The 15,529-nt window shown below is 61.7% G+C and carries 17 protein-coding genes and 1 tRNA gene; 6 read left to right on the plus strand and 12 right to left on the minus strand.

Translation table 11 applies throughout. The annotated features are described in order from the left end of the window. The first annotated feature begins 80 nt into the window (after nucleotides 1-80). Nucleotides 81-1,256 (plus strand): lytic murein transglycosylase, encoded by a 1,176-nt coding sequence (locus KP010_RS04305; RefSeq protein ID WP_142863564.1) that lies wholly within the window; start codon nucleotides 81-83, stop codon nucleotides 1,254-1,256. 4 nt (nucleotides 1,257-1,260) lie between these two features. Here the strand turns inward: KP010_RS04305 and KP010_RS04310 are convergent, their stop codons facing one another. Together KP010_RS04310 and KP010_RS04315 are read right to left on the minus strand one after the other, a co-directional pair. Continuing rightward, the gene (locus KP010_RS04310; protein WP_216280457.1) at nucleotides 1,261-1,893 is read right to left on the minus strand and encodes an FMN-binding negative transcriptional regulator; all 633 of its coding nucleotides are present in this window, start codon (nucleotides 1,891-1,893) and stop codon (nucleotides 1,261-1,263) included. 29 nt (nucleotides 1,894-1,922) lie between these two features. Next, complete coding sequence (locus KP010_RS04315) at nucleotides 1,923-3,248, minus strand: dihydroorotase (RefSeq protein WP_142863566.1); 1,326 nt, start codon at nucleotides 3,246-3,248, stop codon at nucleotides 1,923-1,925. A 182-nt stretch (nucleotides 3,249-3,430) separates the two neighbouring features. Between KP010_RS04315 and KP010_RS04320 the strand changes: the two genes are divergently transcribed. Continuing rightward, a complete protein-coding gene (locus tag KP010_RS04320; protein ID WP_142863567.1) occupies nucleotides 3,431-4,273 on the plus strand; it encodes a folate-binding protein YgfZ in 843 nt (280 codons plus the stop codon). Between the two features lie 134 nt (nucleotides 4,274-4,407). Here KP010_RS04320 and KP010_RS04325 read toward each other — a convergent pair whose 3' ends face one another. Then, nucleotides 4,408-4,995, minus strand: coding sequence for a hypothetical protein (locus KP010_RS04325; protein ID WP_142863568.1), 588 nt, complete (start codon nucleotides 4,993-4,995; stop codon nucleotides 4,408-4,410). Nucleotides 4,996-5,161: 166 nt separating this feature from the next. Here KP010_RS04325 and sppA point away from each other — a divergent pair, with 166 nt between their 5' ends. From sppA to KP010_RS04345, 4 genes are all read left to right on the plus strand, one after another. Next, complete coding sequence (gene sppA, locus KP010_RS04330) at nucleotides 5,162-6,136, plus strand: signal peptide peptidase SppA (RefSeq protein ID WP_142863569.1); 975 nt, start codon at nucleotides 5,162-5,164, stop codon at nucleotides 6,134-6,136. A gap of 44 nt (nucleotides 6,137-6,180) precedes the next feature. Beyond that, nucleotides 6,181-6,468: an integration host factor subunit beta gene (gene ihfB / locus KP010_RS04335; protein WP_142863570.1), complete on the plus strand. Its 288-nt coding sequence runs from the start codon at nucleotides 6,181-6,183 to the stop codon at nucleotides 6,466-6,468. 39 nt (nucleotides 6,469-6,507) lie between these two features. Then, a complete protein-coding gene (locus tag KP010_RS04340; RefSeq protein WP_142863571.1) occupies nucleotides 6,508-6,858 on the plus strand; it encodes a lipopolysaccharide assembly protein LapA domain-containing protein in 351 nt (116 codons plus the stop codon). A gap of 128 nt (nucleotides 6,859-6,986) precedes the next feature. Then, a tRNA-Thr gene (locus KP010_RS04345) sits at nucleotides 6,987-7,062 on the plus strand. Between the two features lie 53 nt (nucleotides 7,063-7,115). Here the strand turns inward: KP010_RS04345 and KP010_RS04350 are convergent. The 9 genes from KP010_RS04350 to KP010_RS04390 all read right to left on the minus strand — a co-directional run bounded on the left by KP010_RS04350 (nucleotide 7,116) and on the right by KP010_RS04390 (nucleotide 15,425). Then, nucleotides 7,116-8,330 carry a tyrosine-type recombinase/integrase gene (locus tag KP010_RS04350; protein ID WP_216280458.1) on the minus strand — a complete coding sequence of 405 codons (1,215 nt, stop codon included), beginning with the start codon at nucleotides 8,328-8,330 and terminating at the stop codon, nucleotides 7,116-7,118. 1,184 nt (nucleotides 8,331-9,514) lie between these two features. Next, the gene (locus KP010_RS04355) at nucleotides 9,515-12,847 is read right to left on the minus strand and encodes a hypothetical protein (protein WP_216280459.1); all 3,333 of its coding nucleotides are present in this window, start codon (nucleotides 12,845-12,847) and stop codon (nucleotides 9,515-9,517) included. A 121-nt stretch (nucleotides 12,848-12,968) separates the two neighbouring features. Next, entirely contained in the window at nucleotides 12,969-13,427 is a 459-nt protein-coding gene (locus KP010_RS04360; protein WP_216280460.1) for a hypothetical protein, read from the minus strand. Nucleotides 13,428-13,443: 16 nt separating this feature from the next. After that, nucleotides 13,444-13,842, minus strand: a complete 399-nt coding sequence (locus KP010_RS04365; protein ID WP_216280461.1) for a hypothetical protein — start codon at nucleotides 13,840-13,842, stop codon at nucleotides 13,444-13,446. After that, the gene (locus KP010_RS04370) at nucleotides 13,839-14,048 is read right to left on the minus strand and encodes a hypothetical protein (RefSeq protein WP_216280462.1); all 210 of its coding nucleotides are present in this window, start codon (nucleotides 14,046-14,048) and stop codon (nucleotides 13,839-13,841) included. Before KP010_RS04370 ends, KP010_RS04365 begins: the two co-directional genes overlap by 4 nt. Then, nucleotides 14,045-14,341, minus strand: coding sequence for a hypothetical protein (locus KP010_RS04375; protein ID WP_216280463.1), 297 nt, complete (start codon nucleotides 14,339-14,341; stop codon nucleotides 14,045-14,047). Before KP010_RS04375 ends, KP010_RS04370 begins: the two co-directional genes overlap by 4 nt. Then, nucleotides 14,301-14,582, minus strand: a complete 282-nt coding sequence (locus KP010_RS04380) for a hypothetical protein (RefSeq protein ID WP_216280464.1) — start codon at nucleotides 14,580-14,582, stop codon at nucleotides 14,301-14,303. Before KP010_RS04380 ends, KP010_RS04375 begins: the two co-directional genes overlap by 41 nt. A 4-nt stretch (nucleotides 14,583-14,586) precedes the next feature. Continuing rightward, nucleotides 14,587-15,210, minus strand: coding sequence for a hypothetical protein (locus tag KP010_RS04385; RefSeq protein WP_216280465.1), 624 nt, complete (start codon nucleotides 15,208-15,210; stop codon nucleotides 14,587-14,589). Next, entirely contained in the window at nucleotides 15,180-15,425 is a 246-nt protein-coding gene (locus tag KP010_RS04390) for an AlpA family transcriptional regulator (RefSeq protein ID WP_216280466.1), read from the minus strand. Before KP010_RS04390 ends, KP010_RS04385 begins: the two co-directional genes overlap by 31 nt. Between the last annotated feature and the right edge of the window lie 104 nt (nucleotides 15,426-15,529).

Below are 15,529 nucleotides of genomic sequence, written 5' to 3' on the forward strand. Positions count from 1 at the left end.
AACCGATCTTCGCGCCGAAATGAACCGAAACGGACGATCGCGGCAACGAAGCAGTAACCATCGGTTCCTAGCATCCGCTCATGAAGAACTCGCATAAGCTTCCGGCGGTCCTCGCCCTTCTCCTCTGCGCCGCGCCGGCGCGGGCCGATTTCGCCTCCTGCCTCGCCGGCCTGCGCCATGCCGCGGCCGGCGCGGGCGTCTCGCAGCGCGTCATCGACGGCGCCACCAATGGGCTCGAGCCCAATGACGCGCCGAGCTTCATGGACAAGCAGCCCGAGTTCAAGACGCCGATCTGGGACTATATCGCCGGCCTCGTCGATGAGGAGCGCGTCGAGGAAGGCCGCGCCATGATGCAGCGGCACGCCTCCGCCCTGCATGCGGCGGAGCAGCGTTACGGCGTAGATCCAGCGACAGTCGTCGCGGTATGGGGCGTCGAATCGGACTTCGGCAAGAATTTCGGCAAGCGCAGCGTGGTGCAATCGCTGGCGACGCTCGTCTGCGAGGCGCCGCGCCGCAATGATTACTTCAAAGGCGAGTTCATCGCCGCGCTGAAGATTTTGCAGAGCGGCGACATTGCGCCGGAGGAGTTCATGGGCTCCTGGGCCGGCGCCTTCGGCCATACGCAATTCATGCCCTCCACCTTCCTCTCCACCGCGGTCGATCTCGACGGCGACGGGCGACGCAATATCGCCAGCTCGGCGGCCGATTCGCTCGGCAGCACGGCGAATTTTCTGCGCAAGGCCGGCTGGAGGCCGGGCCTGCGCTGGGGCTTCGAGGTGAGCGTGCCTTCCGGCTATAGCGGCCCCTCGGGCCGCACGAGCCGGCAGCCCATGTCGGCCTGGGCGTCGCGCGGGATCACGCGGCTCGACGGCGGCGGATTGGGCGAAGGCCAGGCGGCGCTGCTGCTGCCCGCCGGCCGCAACGGCCCGGCCTTTCTGGTGACGCATAACTTCGACGCCATTTATTCCTATAACGCCGCCGAATCTTACGCGCTGGCGATCGCCGTGCTGTCGGATCGGCTGCGCGGGCGTCCCGGAATTCAAGCGCCCTGGCCGACCGACGATCCCGGCCTCTCCCGCTCCGAACGCCGCGAGATGCAGGCGCTGCTCAATCGCCAGGGCTATGCCGTGGGCGACCCCGACGGCGTGATCGGAACCAAGACCAAAGAGGCCTTGGCCGATTTTCAGGGCCGCGCCGGGCTGAAGGCCGACGGCAGAGCCGGCAAAAAGACGCTGGACGCGCTGCGGGTGCGCTGAAGCCTCAGGCCTTCGTGTCGAGCGCCGCCATCGCCTTCGCCATTCGCTCGGCGGTCTCGCCGCCCTCCGCCTCGAGCCCGGCGATCACTCCCGCGCGATCGGCGGCGTTGCGATTCTGGCTGAGCTTGCGCTTCGCCTCTATGCGCGTGATCGACAGCTCTATGCCGACGATCGCTTTCGACATAGCGTCGATAAAATCATCCGGCGCATCCTCGAGCGCCCAGGGCGCGGGCCGCGGGGATTCGTGGCGCGCTGTCAGATCGCGCAGCAAAGCGCGAATCCAATTCGCATCCTCGATCGCGCGCAGGCGGCCATAGACATGGACCGCCTCGTAATTCCAAGTGGGCACGACCTTTCCGGTCTCGCGCTTCGTCGCATACCAGGAGGGGGTCACATAATGATCGAGGCCGGTGAAGATCGCCAGCGCCTCGCTGGCGAAATCGAAATCCCGCCACAGTGGATTGGCGCGCGCGACATGGGCGCGCAGCACATTGGCCTTCGCGTCGAAGAGAAAGGGAATGTGATCGGCGACGATCGCGCCATTCACGATCCGCGTGAGCGCGCCGAGCGGATGCGCCTCGATCAGGGCGGCGATCGTCTCGACATCCTGCTCGTGGAATAGGTCTGGCAGATACATTTCACGTTCTCGACAAGAACTGCCGCCAGTCACAACGCCTGCTGAAACCGTATCGGCGCGCCGCGCGAGGGCGAGACCAGCTCGCCCTCCCACATCACCCGCACGCCGCGAATGATCGCGCCAACCGGCCAGCCCGTGACCTCCACCCCATCATAGGGCGTCCAGCCGCAGCGCGAGGCGATCCAGTCATTGCGGATGGTCTCGCGGCGCTTCAGGTCGACGATGGTCAGATCGGCGTCATAGCCCACGGCGACGCGGCCTTTGCCGGCGAGGCCGAACAGTCGCGCCGGCCCGGCGCTGGTGAGGTCCACGAAGCGCTGCAGCGTCAGCCGGCCGGCGTTCACATGATCCAGCATCGTCGGAACCAGAGTCTGCACACCGGTCATGCCCGAAGGGCTCTCGGGATAGGGATTGGCCTTCTCCTCGAGCGTATGCGGCGCATGGTCGGAGCCGAGCACATCCACGATTCCCTGCGTCACGCCCCGCCAAATCCCCTCACGATGACGCGCGTCGCGCACCGGCGGATTCATCTGCACGAGCGTTCCGAGCCGCAGATAGTCTCGCGCATCGAGCGTGAGATGATGCGGCGTCGCCTCGACGCTGGCGATATCCTTGTGACGTGCGAGAAACTCGATCTCCTCGGCCGTCGATATATGCAGCACATGCACCAGCGCGCCCTTCTCGCGGGCGATGCGCAGCAGCCGCTCGGTAGAACGCAGCGCAGTGATCTCGTCGCGCCAGACCGGATGCGAGGTCGGATCGCCCGGAACGCGCAGCGGCTTACGCTCCTCCAGGCGATATTCGTCCTCGCTGTGGAAGGCGGCGCGACGGCGCGTCTTGGAGAGAATCTCGCCGACGCCAGCGTCATCGGCGACCAGCAGCGAGCCGGTGGACGAGCCCATGAAAACCTTTATCCCCGCCGCGCCGGGCAGGCGCTCGAGCTCGGGGATATCCTTGGCGTTCTCATGCGTGCCGCCGACCCAGAAGGCGAAATCGCAATGGGCGCGGCCCGAGGCGCGCGCCACCTTGTCCGCGAGCTCGGCGGCGCCGGTGGTCAGCGGCTTGGTGTTGGGCATTTCGAAAACCGCCACGACGCCGCCGAGAACGGCGGCGCGGGTTCCGGTCTCCAAATCTTCCTTATGGGTGGGGCCGGGCTCGCGAAAATGCACCTGCGTGTCGATGACGCCCGGCAATATGTGAAGGCCCGCGCAATCGATCCGTTCGCCGGCCGAGGCTTGCGCAAGATCGCCGATCTCGGCGATCTTGCGGTCGCGCAGCCCGACGTCGCGCGGCGCGACGCCATCCTGATTGACGAGCGTCCCGCCGGCGAGAATCATGTCGAAGGTCTTGGGCATGGCTGGCGCCTCGCTTGCAGGTGTCGCCCGGACTGTGGAGTTTCGACGCGAACGGGGCGTCGCCCTCTCGAGACGATCTAGCGCAGATTGGCGCGGGCCGGAACCCGCTCCGCGCTGGGAGCAGAGCCTGGCGGCGAAAACAGCCTGTCGGTTCGCCGACCTCATTTGGAGCACATCGGACAATGACCAGCGCCACACTTCTCTCGGATCGGGGCGTCGTCGAGGTCGCGGGCCCCGACGCCGCCAAATATCTGCACGGCATTCTGACGCAGAATGTGAAGACCATAGAGGCGGGCGAACTGCGCTTTGCGGCGCTGCTCACACCGCAAGGCAAGATCATCGTCGACTTCTTCATCTTCGCCCGCGCCGGCGAGGAAGGGCTCGTGCTGCTGCTCGATTGCGCGTCCAATATGGCGGAGACGCTGCTCGACCGTTTGAAATTCTACAAGCTGCGCGCCGCCGTGACGATCACCGACCGCAGCGCCGATTACGCCAGCGTCGCCTTCCCGGAGGCGACCGCCAAGCCGGCGATCGACGCCATAGCGCTCAGCCCCGACCCCCGCGCGGAAAGCCTCGGCTGGCGCGGCCTCGTGACGCGCGAGATCGCCGGAACGCTCGCCACCGCGCCGCGCGACGCCTATGACGCCAAGCGCATCGCCGCCGCCGCGCCCGAGGGCGGCCTCGATTTCGTCTATGGCGACGCCTTCCCGCATGAGGCGAATATGGATCGCCTCGCCGGCGTCGATTTCAAGAAAGGCTGCTTCCTCGGCCAGGAGGTGGTCTCGCGCATGAAGCATCGCGGCCCGGTGCGAAAGCGCGTCGCGACTTTCCACGCCGAGGGCGCGGCCCCGGCGCCGGGCACGACGATCAAGGCCGGCGAGGTGGAGATCGGCGTCACCGGCTCGGCCGTGGGCGGCGAAGGTCTGGCGCTGATCCGTCTCGACCGGCTGGCCGACGCCAAGGCCGGCGGCTCCACGCCGCTCGCCAATGGCGTGCCGCTGGAATTCACTGTGGTGGAAGGCTGACCGGCGACAGGGGCGCATCCACCCTCCCCTTCAGGGGGAGGGTCGGCCGGCGATAAGCCGGACGGGGTGGGGTTCACGCGAAAGACTCGGGGTCGACCTCCCCCTCGAGGGGGAGGTAGAAAGGCCCGCGGCCGTCAGGCGGCCTGTCGCTTCTTCAGCGCGACATAGCCGAAGCGTCCGCCGACGCCCGCGACCAGCAGGCCGAAAAAGACGTAGGCATAGAGTTCCGTATTGTCGATCAGCCCCACGGTGAAATGGTGGCGGCCGACGAACTCCTTCGCGCCATCGTCGCTCGAAAGCCGGGCGTAGAGCGCATATTTGCCCGCCGTCTGAATATTGACGTCGAAATTGACCATGCCATTGCGAAACTTCTGCAATGGCAGGCGCAGCACAGTGTCGCTCTCGGCCGGCTCGCCGTCGCCGTCGATATCGCGGACGACGCGAATATCCCAATTCATCTCGCGCAATTCTGCGTCCGGAGCGTCCAGCGCGATCACCGTCGCGCCTGTGTCGGGAAGCACGTCGCAGACGCGATCTATGTTCTTCTTGGGCTGCATGGCGACGAATTTCATCGCCTTGCCGGCCCCGAGCGCCACGGGGCACTCGGGATCATAATAATGCCAGCCGGCCGCCTTCGCCGTAGGGGCGGAGAGAGCGGCGACGGCGAGGACGAGCGCGGCGACGAGACGCGAACAAAGACGAGGCGAGACCAATTTCCCCATTCTCCCCGAGGCTTCCGATCTGCGGCAAAACTGCAATTTTTTATGCGATTTTGCAATTTCTATCCAAGCCGCCGCCAAAGAAGCCTCGCCCGGCCGATTCCCTCGTGGCCCGAAACAGGCTAGTGTCGCGCTCGTCGCGTCCCTTCTGTCGAGCCAGAGCCCCGGCATGTCGCTTCCAAACGAATATTTGATCGATCGTCGCCGGCTGCGCCGCAAGCTCGGCTATTGGCGCGTTTTGGCCGTTCTCGCAGTGGGCGCCGCCGGCCTCGCCGCCTTCGCGCGCTTCGGCGATGGCGGGCCCGGCCCTGCGGCCAAGCTCTCCCCCCATATCGCCCGCCTCTCGATCAGCGGCATCATCACCGGCGACAAGGCGACGCTCGATCTCGTCAAATCGATCGGCGAATCACATGCGAGCGCCGTGCTGCTGAATATCGACAGCCCCGGCGGCACCACGACCGGCTCCGAGAAGCTCCATGACGAGCTGCGCCGTCTCGCCGAGAAAAAGCCCATGGTCGCCGTCGTCGGAACCATAGCGGCCTCCGGCGCCTATATCGCCGCCATCGCCTCCGACGAGATTTTCGCCTCCGGCAATTCGCTCGTCGGCTCGATCGGCGTGCTGTTTCAATTCCCCAATGTCTCGCGTCTGCTCGACACTTTGGGCGTGAAGGTGGAAGAGGTGAAATCCTCGCCCTTGAAGGCCGCGCCCAATGGCCTCGAGCCGACCAGCGAGGCCGCGCGCGAGGCCATCGCCGCTCTGGTCGCCGATTCCTACGACTGGTTCAAGAAGCTGGTGAAAGACCGCCGCAAGCTCGACGACGAGGAGCTCGCCAAAGTGGTCGACGGCCGCGTCTTCACCGGCCGCCAGGGCCTGCCGCTGAAGCTCGTCGACAAGCTCGGCGGCGAGCGCGAAGCCATCGAATGGCTGGAGACCAATAAGGGCGTCGCCAAAAAGCTGCCGGTGCGCGACTGGAAAGAAAAGAGCACGCTGGAGAAATTCGGCCTCGTCGATTCGATGGCGTCCGCAGCGCGGGGGCTCGGGCTTTCGGCGCTCGCCGCCGCGCTGGAGCGCATAGGCGCGGTCGCGCAGCAGGGGCTGCTTGACGGTATGGTCGCGATTTGGCACGCTCCAATGCCCGATTGAGGCTCCCGATCGATGCGGTCACGTCGGTAGAACTGGAACGTCGCATGATCAAATCTGAACTCATTCAACGTATCGCCGCCCGCAACGGGCATCTCTATCAACGCGACGTCGAGACGATCGTCAGCACGATTCTCGACGAGATCACTTTGGCGCTCTCGCGCGGGGACCGGGTCGAGCTGCGCGGCTTCGGCGCCTTTTCCGTGAAGCGGCGGGAGGCGCGCACCGGCCGCAATCCGCGCACCGGCGAGCAAGTGTCGGTGGACGAGAAATCCGTGCCCTTCTTCAAAACGGGCAAGGAGATGCGCGAGCGGCTGAACGAGGCCCACGGCTGACCCCGGACCGGTTGCGGGCGGACGAAGTAGGAAGGTGACATGAGATCGGTTCTGCGCATCCTCGTCTTTGTTCCGCTCGGGCTGGCGTTTCTGTATTTCGCGGTGGCCAATCGGTCGCCCGTGAAGATATTTCTGGACCCGTTCCCGGGCGCCGGCGAGAGCGGCCCCTCTTTCGAGGCCCCGCTCTATCTGGTGGTTCTGGCGTCCATCGCGCTGGGCGTGATGGCGGGCGGCCTGTCGTCCTTCGTCGCGCATGGCCGCTACCGCCGCGCAGCGAAGGCCGCGCGCGCCGACGCCAAAAAAGCCCGCTCCGAGGCGGACCAATTGCGCGGCCAGGCGCTCGCGAGCCTTTCCCCGGCTCCCGGCCGCTCCTCGCGCAACGACCTTTGAAGGAACGCCGCCGTGGCGCTTGAAAAACCCATTCGGCGCCGCTAAGAGGAACGCCTCGACGCCGAACCCCGCCGGCATCTTCGCTTACGGGGCAAAGCCGAGCGGGCTCGCGCTCAGAACCTGACAATGCCGCAATAGCTCAGCTGGTAGAGCACATCATTCGTAATGATGGGGTCGGGGGTTCGAATCCCTCTTGCGGCACCAATAAAATCAAACGGTTACGAAAATTCTGGAAATCCTAGTCCGGTTATAGTCCGCTAAAAACGCGCGGCGGGCTGAGCGTTGGCCGTTTCCCGTAGATAGTCCGGGGCGTGGTGACCATAATTTTCCTGGACCATCTGAGCACTCATTCCGACGAAGCCGCCTACATCCCAAGCCGACCGCCCCGCCTGCATGAGCCACGTAACGCAGGTGTGCCGGAGAATGTGGGGCGTCACGTCCGGGCCGAGGCCGGCTCGCGCCGCCGCCCGGTTGAAAGCCTTCGTCACGCGCCCGAGCTTGGCGTCTTCTTTTTTACCCTTCGCCGGCTTTGCGTTGTCGTCGTCGTCATTCGTCGGCGGGTTGTAGGAGACGACGAAGAGGCTATCCGACTGGTGTTTCCAGCGGGGGAGGTGCCGTAGGAGCTTGTCGGGAATAGGAGCCGGCGGCTTGCGTTTCTTCGTCTGGACCGCTCCCGAGGCCGATCGGAACATGAGCCGGCGCTCGATATCGAAATGACCGCCATCCGCGTGGGGATACCACCCGAGGCCGTTGATGGCCTCATGGCGCGTTCCGGTTCGCAAGCCGATCAAGATGAACCGCGCGAGGTGCCGGCTCACGACCGCTTCCTCTCGCCTCCAAATCGTCCAGCGCTCAACCTTGGTGGCGATGTCGCTGTAAGGTGCCATGATGCAGCCGAGCGAGCCCATGACGAGCCGGGCGGCTTCGCTCGGCGTGAGCCATCGATCCCGAGGGGCGGATTTGGGCGGGAGCGTCACAGCTATCGGATGCTTCAGCTTCCGCGACTCGAAGGCGTAGTTGAGCGCCGCTTGAAGGGTCGCGAGTTCCCGGCGAACTGACGACGGTTGAACCGGGCGACGGTCTCTAGGAGGCTCGCCGAGGAACGGCTTGCCGGTGTGTGCCCTCCACCGCTCGTAAGCCGTGCATGTTTCGCGAGATACCTCGTCACAGGTCCGGCCTTTGAAGAATTCTAGGAGCCGTTGCAGGTATCTTTTCGTGTCGTCAGGCTTCGCGTGCTTCGGCATAACGTCGCGCTCATAGAGTTCAAGCGCCTGTTGGACGTAGTAGTCCGGCGATGGCTTCTGAATGAAGCGCCCGCGAATGTGTTGCTCTAGGAATTCCTTGGCCTTTGGTGTCTCTTTGGCGGTGAAGCCGGTTGAGATGCGCTTTTTTCCGTCTATGACATACCAGATAGACTTTGCGCCGGCTTGCTTCCTCTGCTTTAGGTAAGGTCCTTTGGCTAGGCGTGGCATGGCTGGACGTGACTCCTTTTGTTGACGGTATGGAGTCAGCGAGATAGGAGGGCGATCGTCAAGCTAATGCTCGATGTAAGGTGTAGGGCCGTTCCGCTCGATGCGCCCTCTCACCTACCCCAGGGGTAGGGAGGGCTTTGGGTCCCCGTTAACCTTACTGGAAGAGATTCCTAGGGAAAACACCTCGCATAAGCCCCAGGCAGTTGACAATCTGAACTCGACCATGACTCGATCTGCTCCTCCCGACCCACTCGGCTTCACCACGCTTCGGCTCTAGGTTCCATAATCTGTCTTATGCGAATCGCAGTTTCAGGCGTGTCGTCAATGCGTTGCGTGGTGCGGGCGGCTTAGCCGAGGGCGGCGTGAAGCTGGACGTGGCGGGAGCCGGCTAGGAGACTGTGCGGGGCGGGTCCAGAAGGTCCAGAGCCCTCCCCTCCCCTGCCGTGGGAGGCCGGCGAGGGCTTGGAAATGGGGGATTGGCGCGTAGTCGCGCCGGAGGCGGGAGGGGTAGGAGGACGGGCGCAGACACTAGATGTAGTGCCTGCATAGCTATTGCCTACTATATGTGCGATCTGCCGTATCGTTAACCATACCTTCGTATAGAAGCCGCCACAGCCGCGAAATCGAACATAACATGAACACTGGCGCGCGGTCGGCGATTCTGGCGAATTGATTGGTATATAGGCTCGGATAGTGACCTTTTGTGGTATTTTTGCCACACATTTCGGCTGATCGATCAGACGAAAGCCTAGACCTCTGGACCTGGACCGTCTGGACCGTCTGGACATGACCGCTTGCGCGTTCGGCAGAGCGACCGGCAGGACCTGGACGAACTGGGGGGCTACGCCCGACGTGGGTCCTGCCGGACTGAGGGACGGAGCGCTGGACCGTCCGGACCTGCGAAACGGCCTCAACTGTGCGCTAGCGCACATTCTGCCGGACTGCCGGACTTTACCCCCCTAAATCTCTATAGCGAAAAAATTTGACACACACACACCGAAATAGACCTCAGATACATATCGGTGTGTGTGTGTCCAGAAAATCATAAGGGCAGCAAACCGCCCGAAAAGTCCGGCAGTCCGGCAAGGGTGTGTGTGTCCACAAAAACAGAAGGGGGCTGTTTCAGCCCCCCAAAGTCCGGCAGTCCGGCAGGCGCAACCTCGGCGAACGCCTCGGGCTTCGCTTCACACGGCCACTTCGTCGCCCATTTCCTCGATCCAATGCCTGAACTCATCCGCCGCGTGCTTCCAGTCGAAGACACGGCTGAAGAGGCGGCGCGATCGATCGGTTGCCTTATTGGGATAGAAGCCGACGCATTCGACGCGGTAGAGATTGCTCTTGCCGCGCGGGTTGCGCTTGCGGTCCTCTGTCGGAATGATTTCCAACGCCACGTCGAGCCCAGGTGCAATCTCTATCGCCACCTCCGCGAGCTTCATGGTCTTGAACCAACTGCCGAGGCGCTGTGCCTTCTTCTTTCCATCGAGGTCTAAATCGTCCAAGCCCAAATCGGGGATGTCGATTTCCGCGTCGAGAATCACATTGATGAAAGACGTTCGCTTGTCCTTGGCCTTGGGATTCATCTGGACAACTTCCAATGTCGCATCCTTATCCGGGTCGCCAATCTCCCGGATGTCGTCGCCGAAACGCTCGAACAAAGCGCGAAGAACCTCAGTCTCAATCCAACGGTCTTCCTTGGCCGCAGCCTTCGCCAGATGCAGATTTTCCAGAAACCCCGTGATCTTCGCGTTTTGGAGAATCCCTCCCATGACCTTGGCGTAAGCCTCGTATGAGGCGAAGTGTGGCACATTCACGGCGACCGGCTTGTTAGCCGCATACCACGCTTGAATAATCGTGAGCGCGCACTCTACGAGCTTGCATCGATTCTCCAATACCCAAGCTTCAAGGTTCGGATGCCTGAACTCGGCAGGATTGCGCTTGGTCGGATCGCCCTTGGTCTTCAGCTTGATCGGCACGCAGCGGCGCGACATGTCATCGTCGAGATTAAGCTGATTGCCTGCCACGACCCACGAATTTCGAACCGGGAGGTTCGCCATCTTGTTCGTGCCGAGAATTCGGTCCTGCCATTCGCGGAGTGTCAGCGCCATCGCCATCGCAGCGCCAGCGAGCTTGTTCGTCAGATTGTCGATATAAAAGAACTCTCCACCATTGATGAAGAAGCTCGTCAGCACCTTGTGCTGCTCTTCCTCGTTCTTCTTGAATGGCATTGCCGGCTGCGCCTTCCCGATCGCAGTCATCATAATGCACTGTGATAGCAGTGATCCGCCAGTGCCCTTCTGAATCTTATCGATCATGTAGAGCGGGACGAATCCATTGATATCCTCGCGAACATAGCGCTCCAAAAACAACGCCCATGCGTTTGCGCGCGATGCGTCGCCGTTTCCGTCCCCGTCATTGAACGGGAAATTTGCAAACAGGTGTTCATTCACGAAGCCTACGGCGTCCGCCACTTCCTCCGGCGTCGGGTCGTCTGGAACCGACAGATTCTTCAGCTCCGGCGCAAGCGCGCAATAGACACCGCTCTCCTCATGATATCCTTCTGTCTTGATAAGCGTCCCCCCAGCGGCGAATAGCGGCGCGCGAGAGATACGCTCCAAGCGCGGGAACTCGCGCTTGCGGTAATTGATGATGTCATTCGCCACGCGAGGCGGACACTCACTCTTGATGAAATCATCGCCATCCGGCGCATACCATGCGCACTCGTGATCCAGCTCCGTCAGCATGATTTCCGGCTCAAGCGAGAAGCTCTCGATGTCGCCGCGCGAGTCTACGTTCATGACAATCTTCTGACCGCCCATACAGAAATAAGTCGGCTTGGTCTTGTTGATTTCTAGCAGTCGTTCGAAAGCCGCATCGACACAAGGCATGAATCCGTTGACCTTTGGAATGAGGACAGGCTTGTCTCCCGACTCCTTAGCGAGCGCCTTTATCGCTTCATTCTCTCCATCGGACTGACTCGCCTTGTTACACTTCGTCTCCGCAGCCTTGACGTGAGGAGTCAACCGACTCTTCAGCGAGCGCTTGTCGTTTCCTCCCTTGACACCGATCTTCGCGCAAATCTTGTCGAAGAGGCCATCACGACGCGCGATCGGAATATCGAGGGAGCCGAGCGAGGCGAAGAGGGGGTCGAGATCAGAAGCGCGCGTGTCGAGAGTCAATGCCTCGATATGCTTCTCCAGCTTGGCAAGCTTCTCTTCGTCAGTCTCTTCGACGATGAAAGGCCGATAAGCTTCGTTCTCCAGGTCGTCGGTCGTGAACCATCCTTGTGTCACCGCCTCGGCGACGAACTCCAGCCGATCGCGCCCCTTACAGGCGTTGTGACTGCACTGAAATGCGAAGCTCTTGCCCTCCTCGGGTCGAGCGCTCTCGATGAAGCAACCCTTGTCCTCCAGGTCTTCGGGATTCGAATGTGACAAGTCGAACGGACATTCAATCGTTCGCTTTCCTGGACGTGATTGGTCGCAGCGAATCTTATGTGGCGCAACCGCATCGAACATGGTGGCGATATCGAAGCCCTCGGCCTTCTGAGCGGCCCACTTCTTCAATGAAAAATTGCCATTGACGACAAACTCAGGAACACCCGTGCCGGCGAGCTGTTCTCCGTTCCGCATGAACGTGTCGGACTGCCGATCGCCATTGATCGCGCCTTCTGGAACCGACTCGAAATCGAGCGCATCGCCGCCCGTAACCCACACTCCGAACGGCGCGCCGTCCTTGTGGCGTGGCAGATAGAAGAGCCGTGAGGGATCGAGGCAGGATTCATCAATCGGCAGGTCGAGCGACCTCGCCAGCCCTACGAGCTTACGCTTCCACTTCTTCACAGCGTCGAGCTGTGACAGCCCCTGCTTGGCGATGACGTATGGTTCCGCCAACGGAAACACGGCGCGGAACTTCGGCATGGGGTCGTGATGCAACCATACGCCCATTCCCTCGGCTTCCTGTGTGGGCTCGCCGATCGAAACCGTATTGACGATCCACGACTCCCACTTGCGTTCTTCGATCAGGAAGCGCTTGACGATTGCCAGCGGATATTCCTGCGCCGCGACCTCGATACGATGCTTCTTGCAAAAGTTGGTGAAAGAGCTTGCGAGAAGATACGTCTCGCTCTTCGTATGGCTATGCGTGGTATAAATGATCGCCGTCAGTCCGCGCTTCGCAATCCTATCGATGACGGCCGCCGGATCGACACCGGAATCCACGTCGAGCCCCATGACGCAGAGTTCCTTGATCGCCGGAACGCGGCGCTCATTGCCGATCGCGTTACCCTGCATGAATGCAAGGCCATCCTTCGTTCCGACGACGTGAAGGGACATTTCCTCGATAAGGTCGGCATAGGTCGCATACTGCTTCTTCACAGGCCAACGCTTGTCATTGCAACTGCTACCGCCGCCGAGACGAAGCGGAATGCTCGCAACGTCCTCATGAATCGGGCCGAGGATGGTCGCATCGTGATACTGGTAAGGATACGTTTGACCCTGATTTTCGCAGGCGTTCAGCACATTTTCATTTACACAAGACGCAGACATAAGCTATACTACTTTCGTTTGATGCAGCCCTCTCGGGCAATGGTTGAAGTCTCACGGCCAGCGAAGATTGACGCTCTTCGCTGGCCTTCTTTTTTCAGCGCTTGGCCAGCGGAACCAGTCCGGCCTCGCCAACATGGTGCATGACGAGTCGATTCAATCCCACGAGGAAGCGCTCACGGCGCTCGCGAGCTTGATGTGTCTTCTCCTCTCGTGGGTATGGGAGAGCAAGACCCTGAACCGTTCCCACACTGTGCCAGCTCAATTGTTCTTCGGAAATATCCCACGACCCTGCGTCTTCGATACCGTTGGGCGTCGCGAACATGAGGTGCAATCGCGCCGACGTTTCTCCCGGCTTTACGTCGTCAAGGTGCATGACGCTGAACGAAACCAAGTCGCCGTATGTCGACTTAAGAGCGGCATTCATTTGCGTGATGTGCTTGGCGACTTCAGGATACGCCTTCACGAAGTAGCCATACCAATCACGCGACCGAATGCGTGAAATGTGAGTGGACAACATGTTCTGAAATTCGCCGATGGAACTCGACTCAACCATACTCGATACTCCTACTTCAATAAGCGCTCTTCGCGAGCGCGTGGCGCATCCTCGCCCGATGCGAATAATGCTCTCCGCTAATCCCAAGCCGCGCAGCGACCGAACCGCGCGACTCCCCGTCAGTCGACAATCGCCGCGCAAGCTCGGCGAGCCAATCCGCATTAGCCGGCGCATCGTCCGGCTCATTCGCGTCATATCGTCGAGAGCGCAAACCATGCAGCAACCCGCGATCAATCTGCCACGTCATCCCAAAGCCGCGACCGTTGCGATGCTTGATGATGACCGTCGCCGATGCGCCGACGCCAATGAGTTCGTGCGGCAATGTGATATCGATCCGATAGGAGTCGGAACGCTCGACAAGCGCCACGATCGCCGGAAACTGCCGCCTGAAAATTTCGAGTGGTGACTCGCTCACTTCGCGCGCCTCCCTCGACCCTGAACGCGATAAATCTCGCCCGGCTCGATTCCCGCTTCGATGTAGCGGCGCGTCCAGTCGGCGCGTTCGGCTTCGCTCAGGCGAAACCAGCGCTCCGGCGACAAATTGCTGAAGAACAAAAGGTCCGTCACCGTGGGGGCGGGCGCGGTGATCGCGCTCGCCGGATTCTGTGCCATCTCACTCACGGCGTGACGCCCCCACTCGCGATGTATCGATTCTTCCACATGTCTCGAACGGCGCGAGTCTGCGCCGCGAAAACTTCGGCCGACATTCCGCTGAAGCCGCGAATGGTCTCCCAATGCGCGAGCCACATCTGCTTGCGCGTTTCATCGAGAGCGAACCAGACTTCAGGGGCGAGCGCGGTGAAATACAGCATTTCATTGAGCGTCGGAGTCGAAGTTGAGTTTAGATTTGAGTCAGTCATTTTCGTTCCCTTTTCAGGTGCGCTTGACGTGGCCGAACCACGCAGTTCCATCACTCACGCCGGTCATCTTGACGACGCTTATTGATCCGCCCGGCGGGACGTTCAAAAGAATGCCGTTCAGCCCCGCCGAGACGGGCATGTCGTCAGCCGTCGCGTCGCCGCCATCCGTGCGAACGTGAAAGTTCACGCTGCCATAGACGCGAACGAGTCGCGTCTGTGTCGGGTCCGCCGGGAGAGAATAGGCCGTGCCCGTGAGGGCGTGCGACGCGCTCGAAACAATGGTGAAGGCGTTCATTGAATCACGCATCGTCCAGCTCATCACCCGCCGCCAAGCGCTTCACGTGGTTTTCGAGCGCGAACTTGCGATCGGGGTCACTTTCGCTCCGCAGGCGCTTCACTGCGTCTTCGATCGCGAGCTTGCGATCGACCAACATCGCGTTGAAAGCCTTCGCCGAAATGCCCGTGCGCTGCGTGATTTCTGCGATCGACACCGGCGCAGCCGGCCTTGCCGAGATATACGGATCGACCTTTCGCGGCGCGTCGGCTCCCATCATCACCGCGAGGCGCGTCTCGTGGGAGAGAGTCGGAAGATCAGCCTTCAGGAAGCCGCCGTAGCGCGCGCGCTCCGCGTCCTCGGAGGTCGAGGTGATTGAAGCGCCGGAGTTCGCGCCGGGAGGCGGGCCTTCTTCCCAAAGGCGACCGACCGCCGATCCGAGGGACTCGCCGCTCGGCGAAACAATCGCGCCGGACTCGTCGATGAAAAATTCCTCGGCCTTCAGCCGTTCACGAAGATCGGCGATCGTCTTTGACGAGTAGGACCAGCCGAGGCGGGACACCAACGCGTGAATCGCACCATCAAACTTACTATTCATGCTTCTGAGATTCCTTATTTTCAGGCCACGCTCTTTCGAGCTGCCCACCATGCGTTGAGGTCGATCGGATCGAAGACGCGACGCGCCCCGAGCTTGATGCTCGGCGGCAGCTCGCCGTTGCGCATCATCTTGAAAATGTGCCCGTGCGATACGCCGATGAACGTCCGCAACTCCTTGATTGATGTAGCCTTGTCGGTCGGAAACGGCCCGGTGGCGGACTCGGCTACCGCCTTGTTCTGATTTGCATTTTCTGCCTTGTTAACCATTCATTACCTTTCCCTATTGCATGGGGCGTCAGAAATTGGGGAACCAGGGTTGACACCCTCTAGGAGGCCAGCTATAAACTCAGGTGCGGAGAGCTGTAAGCGTA

The sequence above is a fragment of the Methylosinus sp. KRF6 genome (assembly GCF_018887255.1).
GTDB classification, from domain to species: domain Bacteria; phylum Pseudomonadota; class Alphaproteobacteria; order Rhizobiales; family Beijerinckiaceae; genus Methylosinus; species Methylosinus sporium.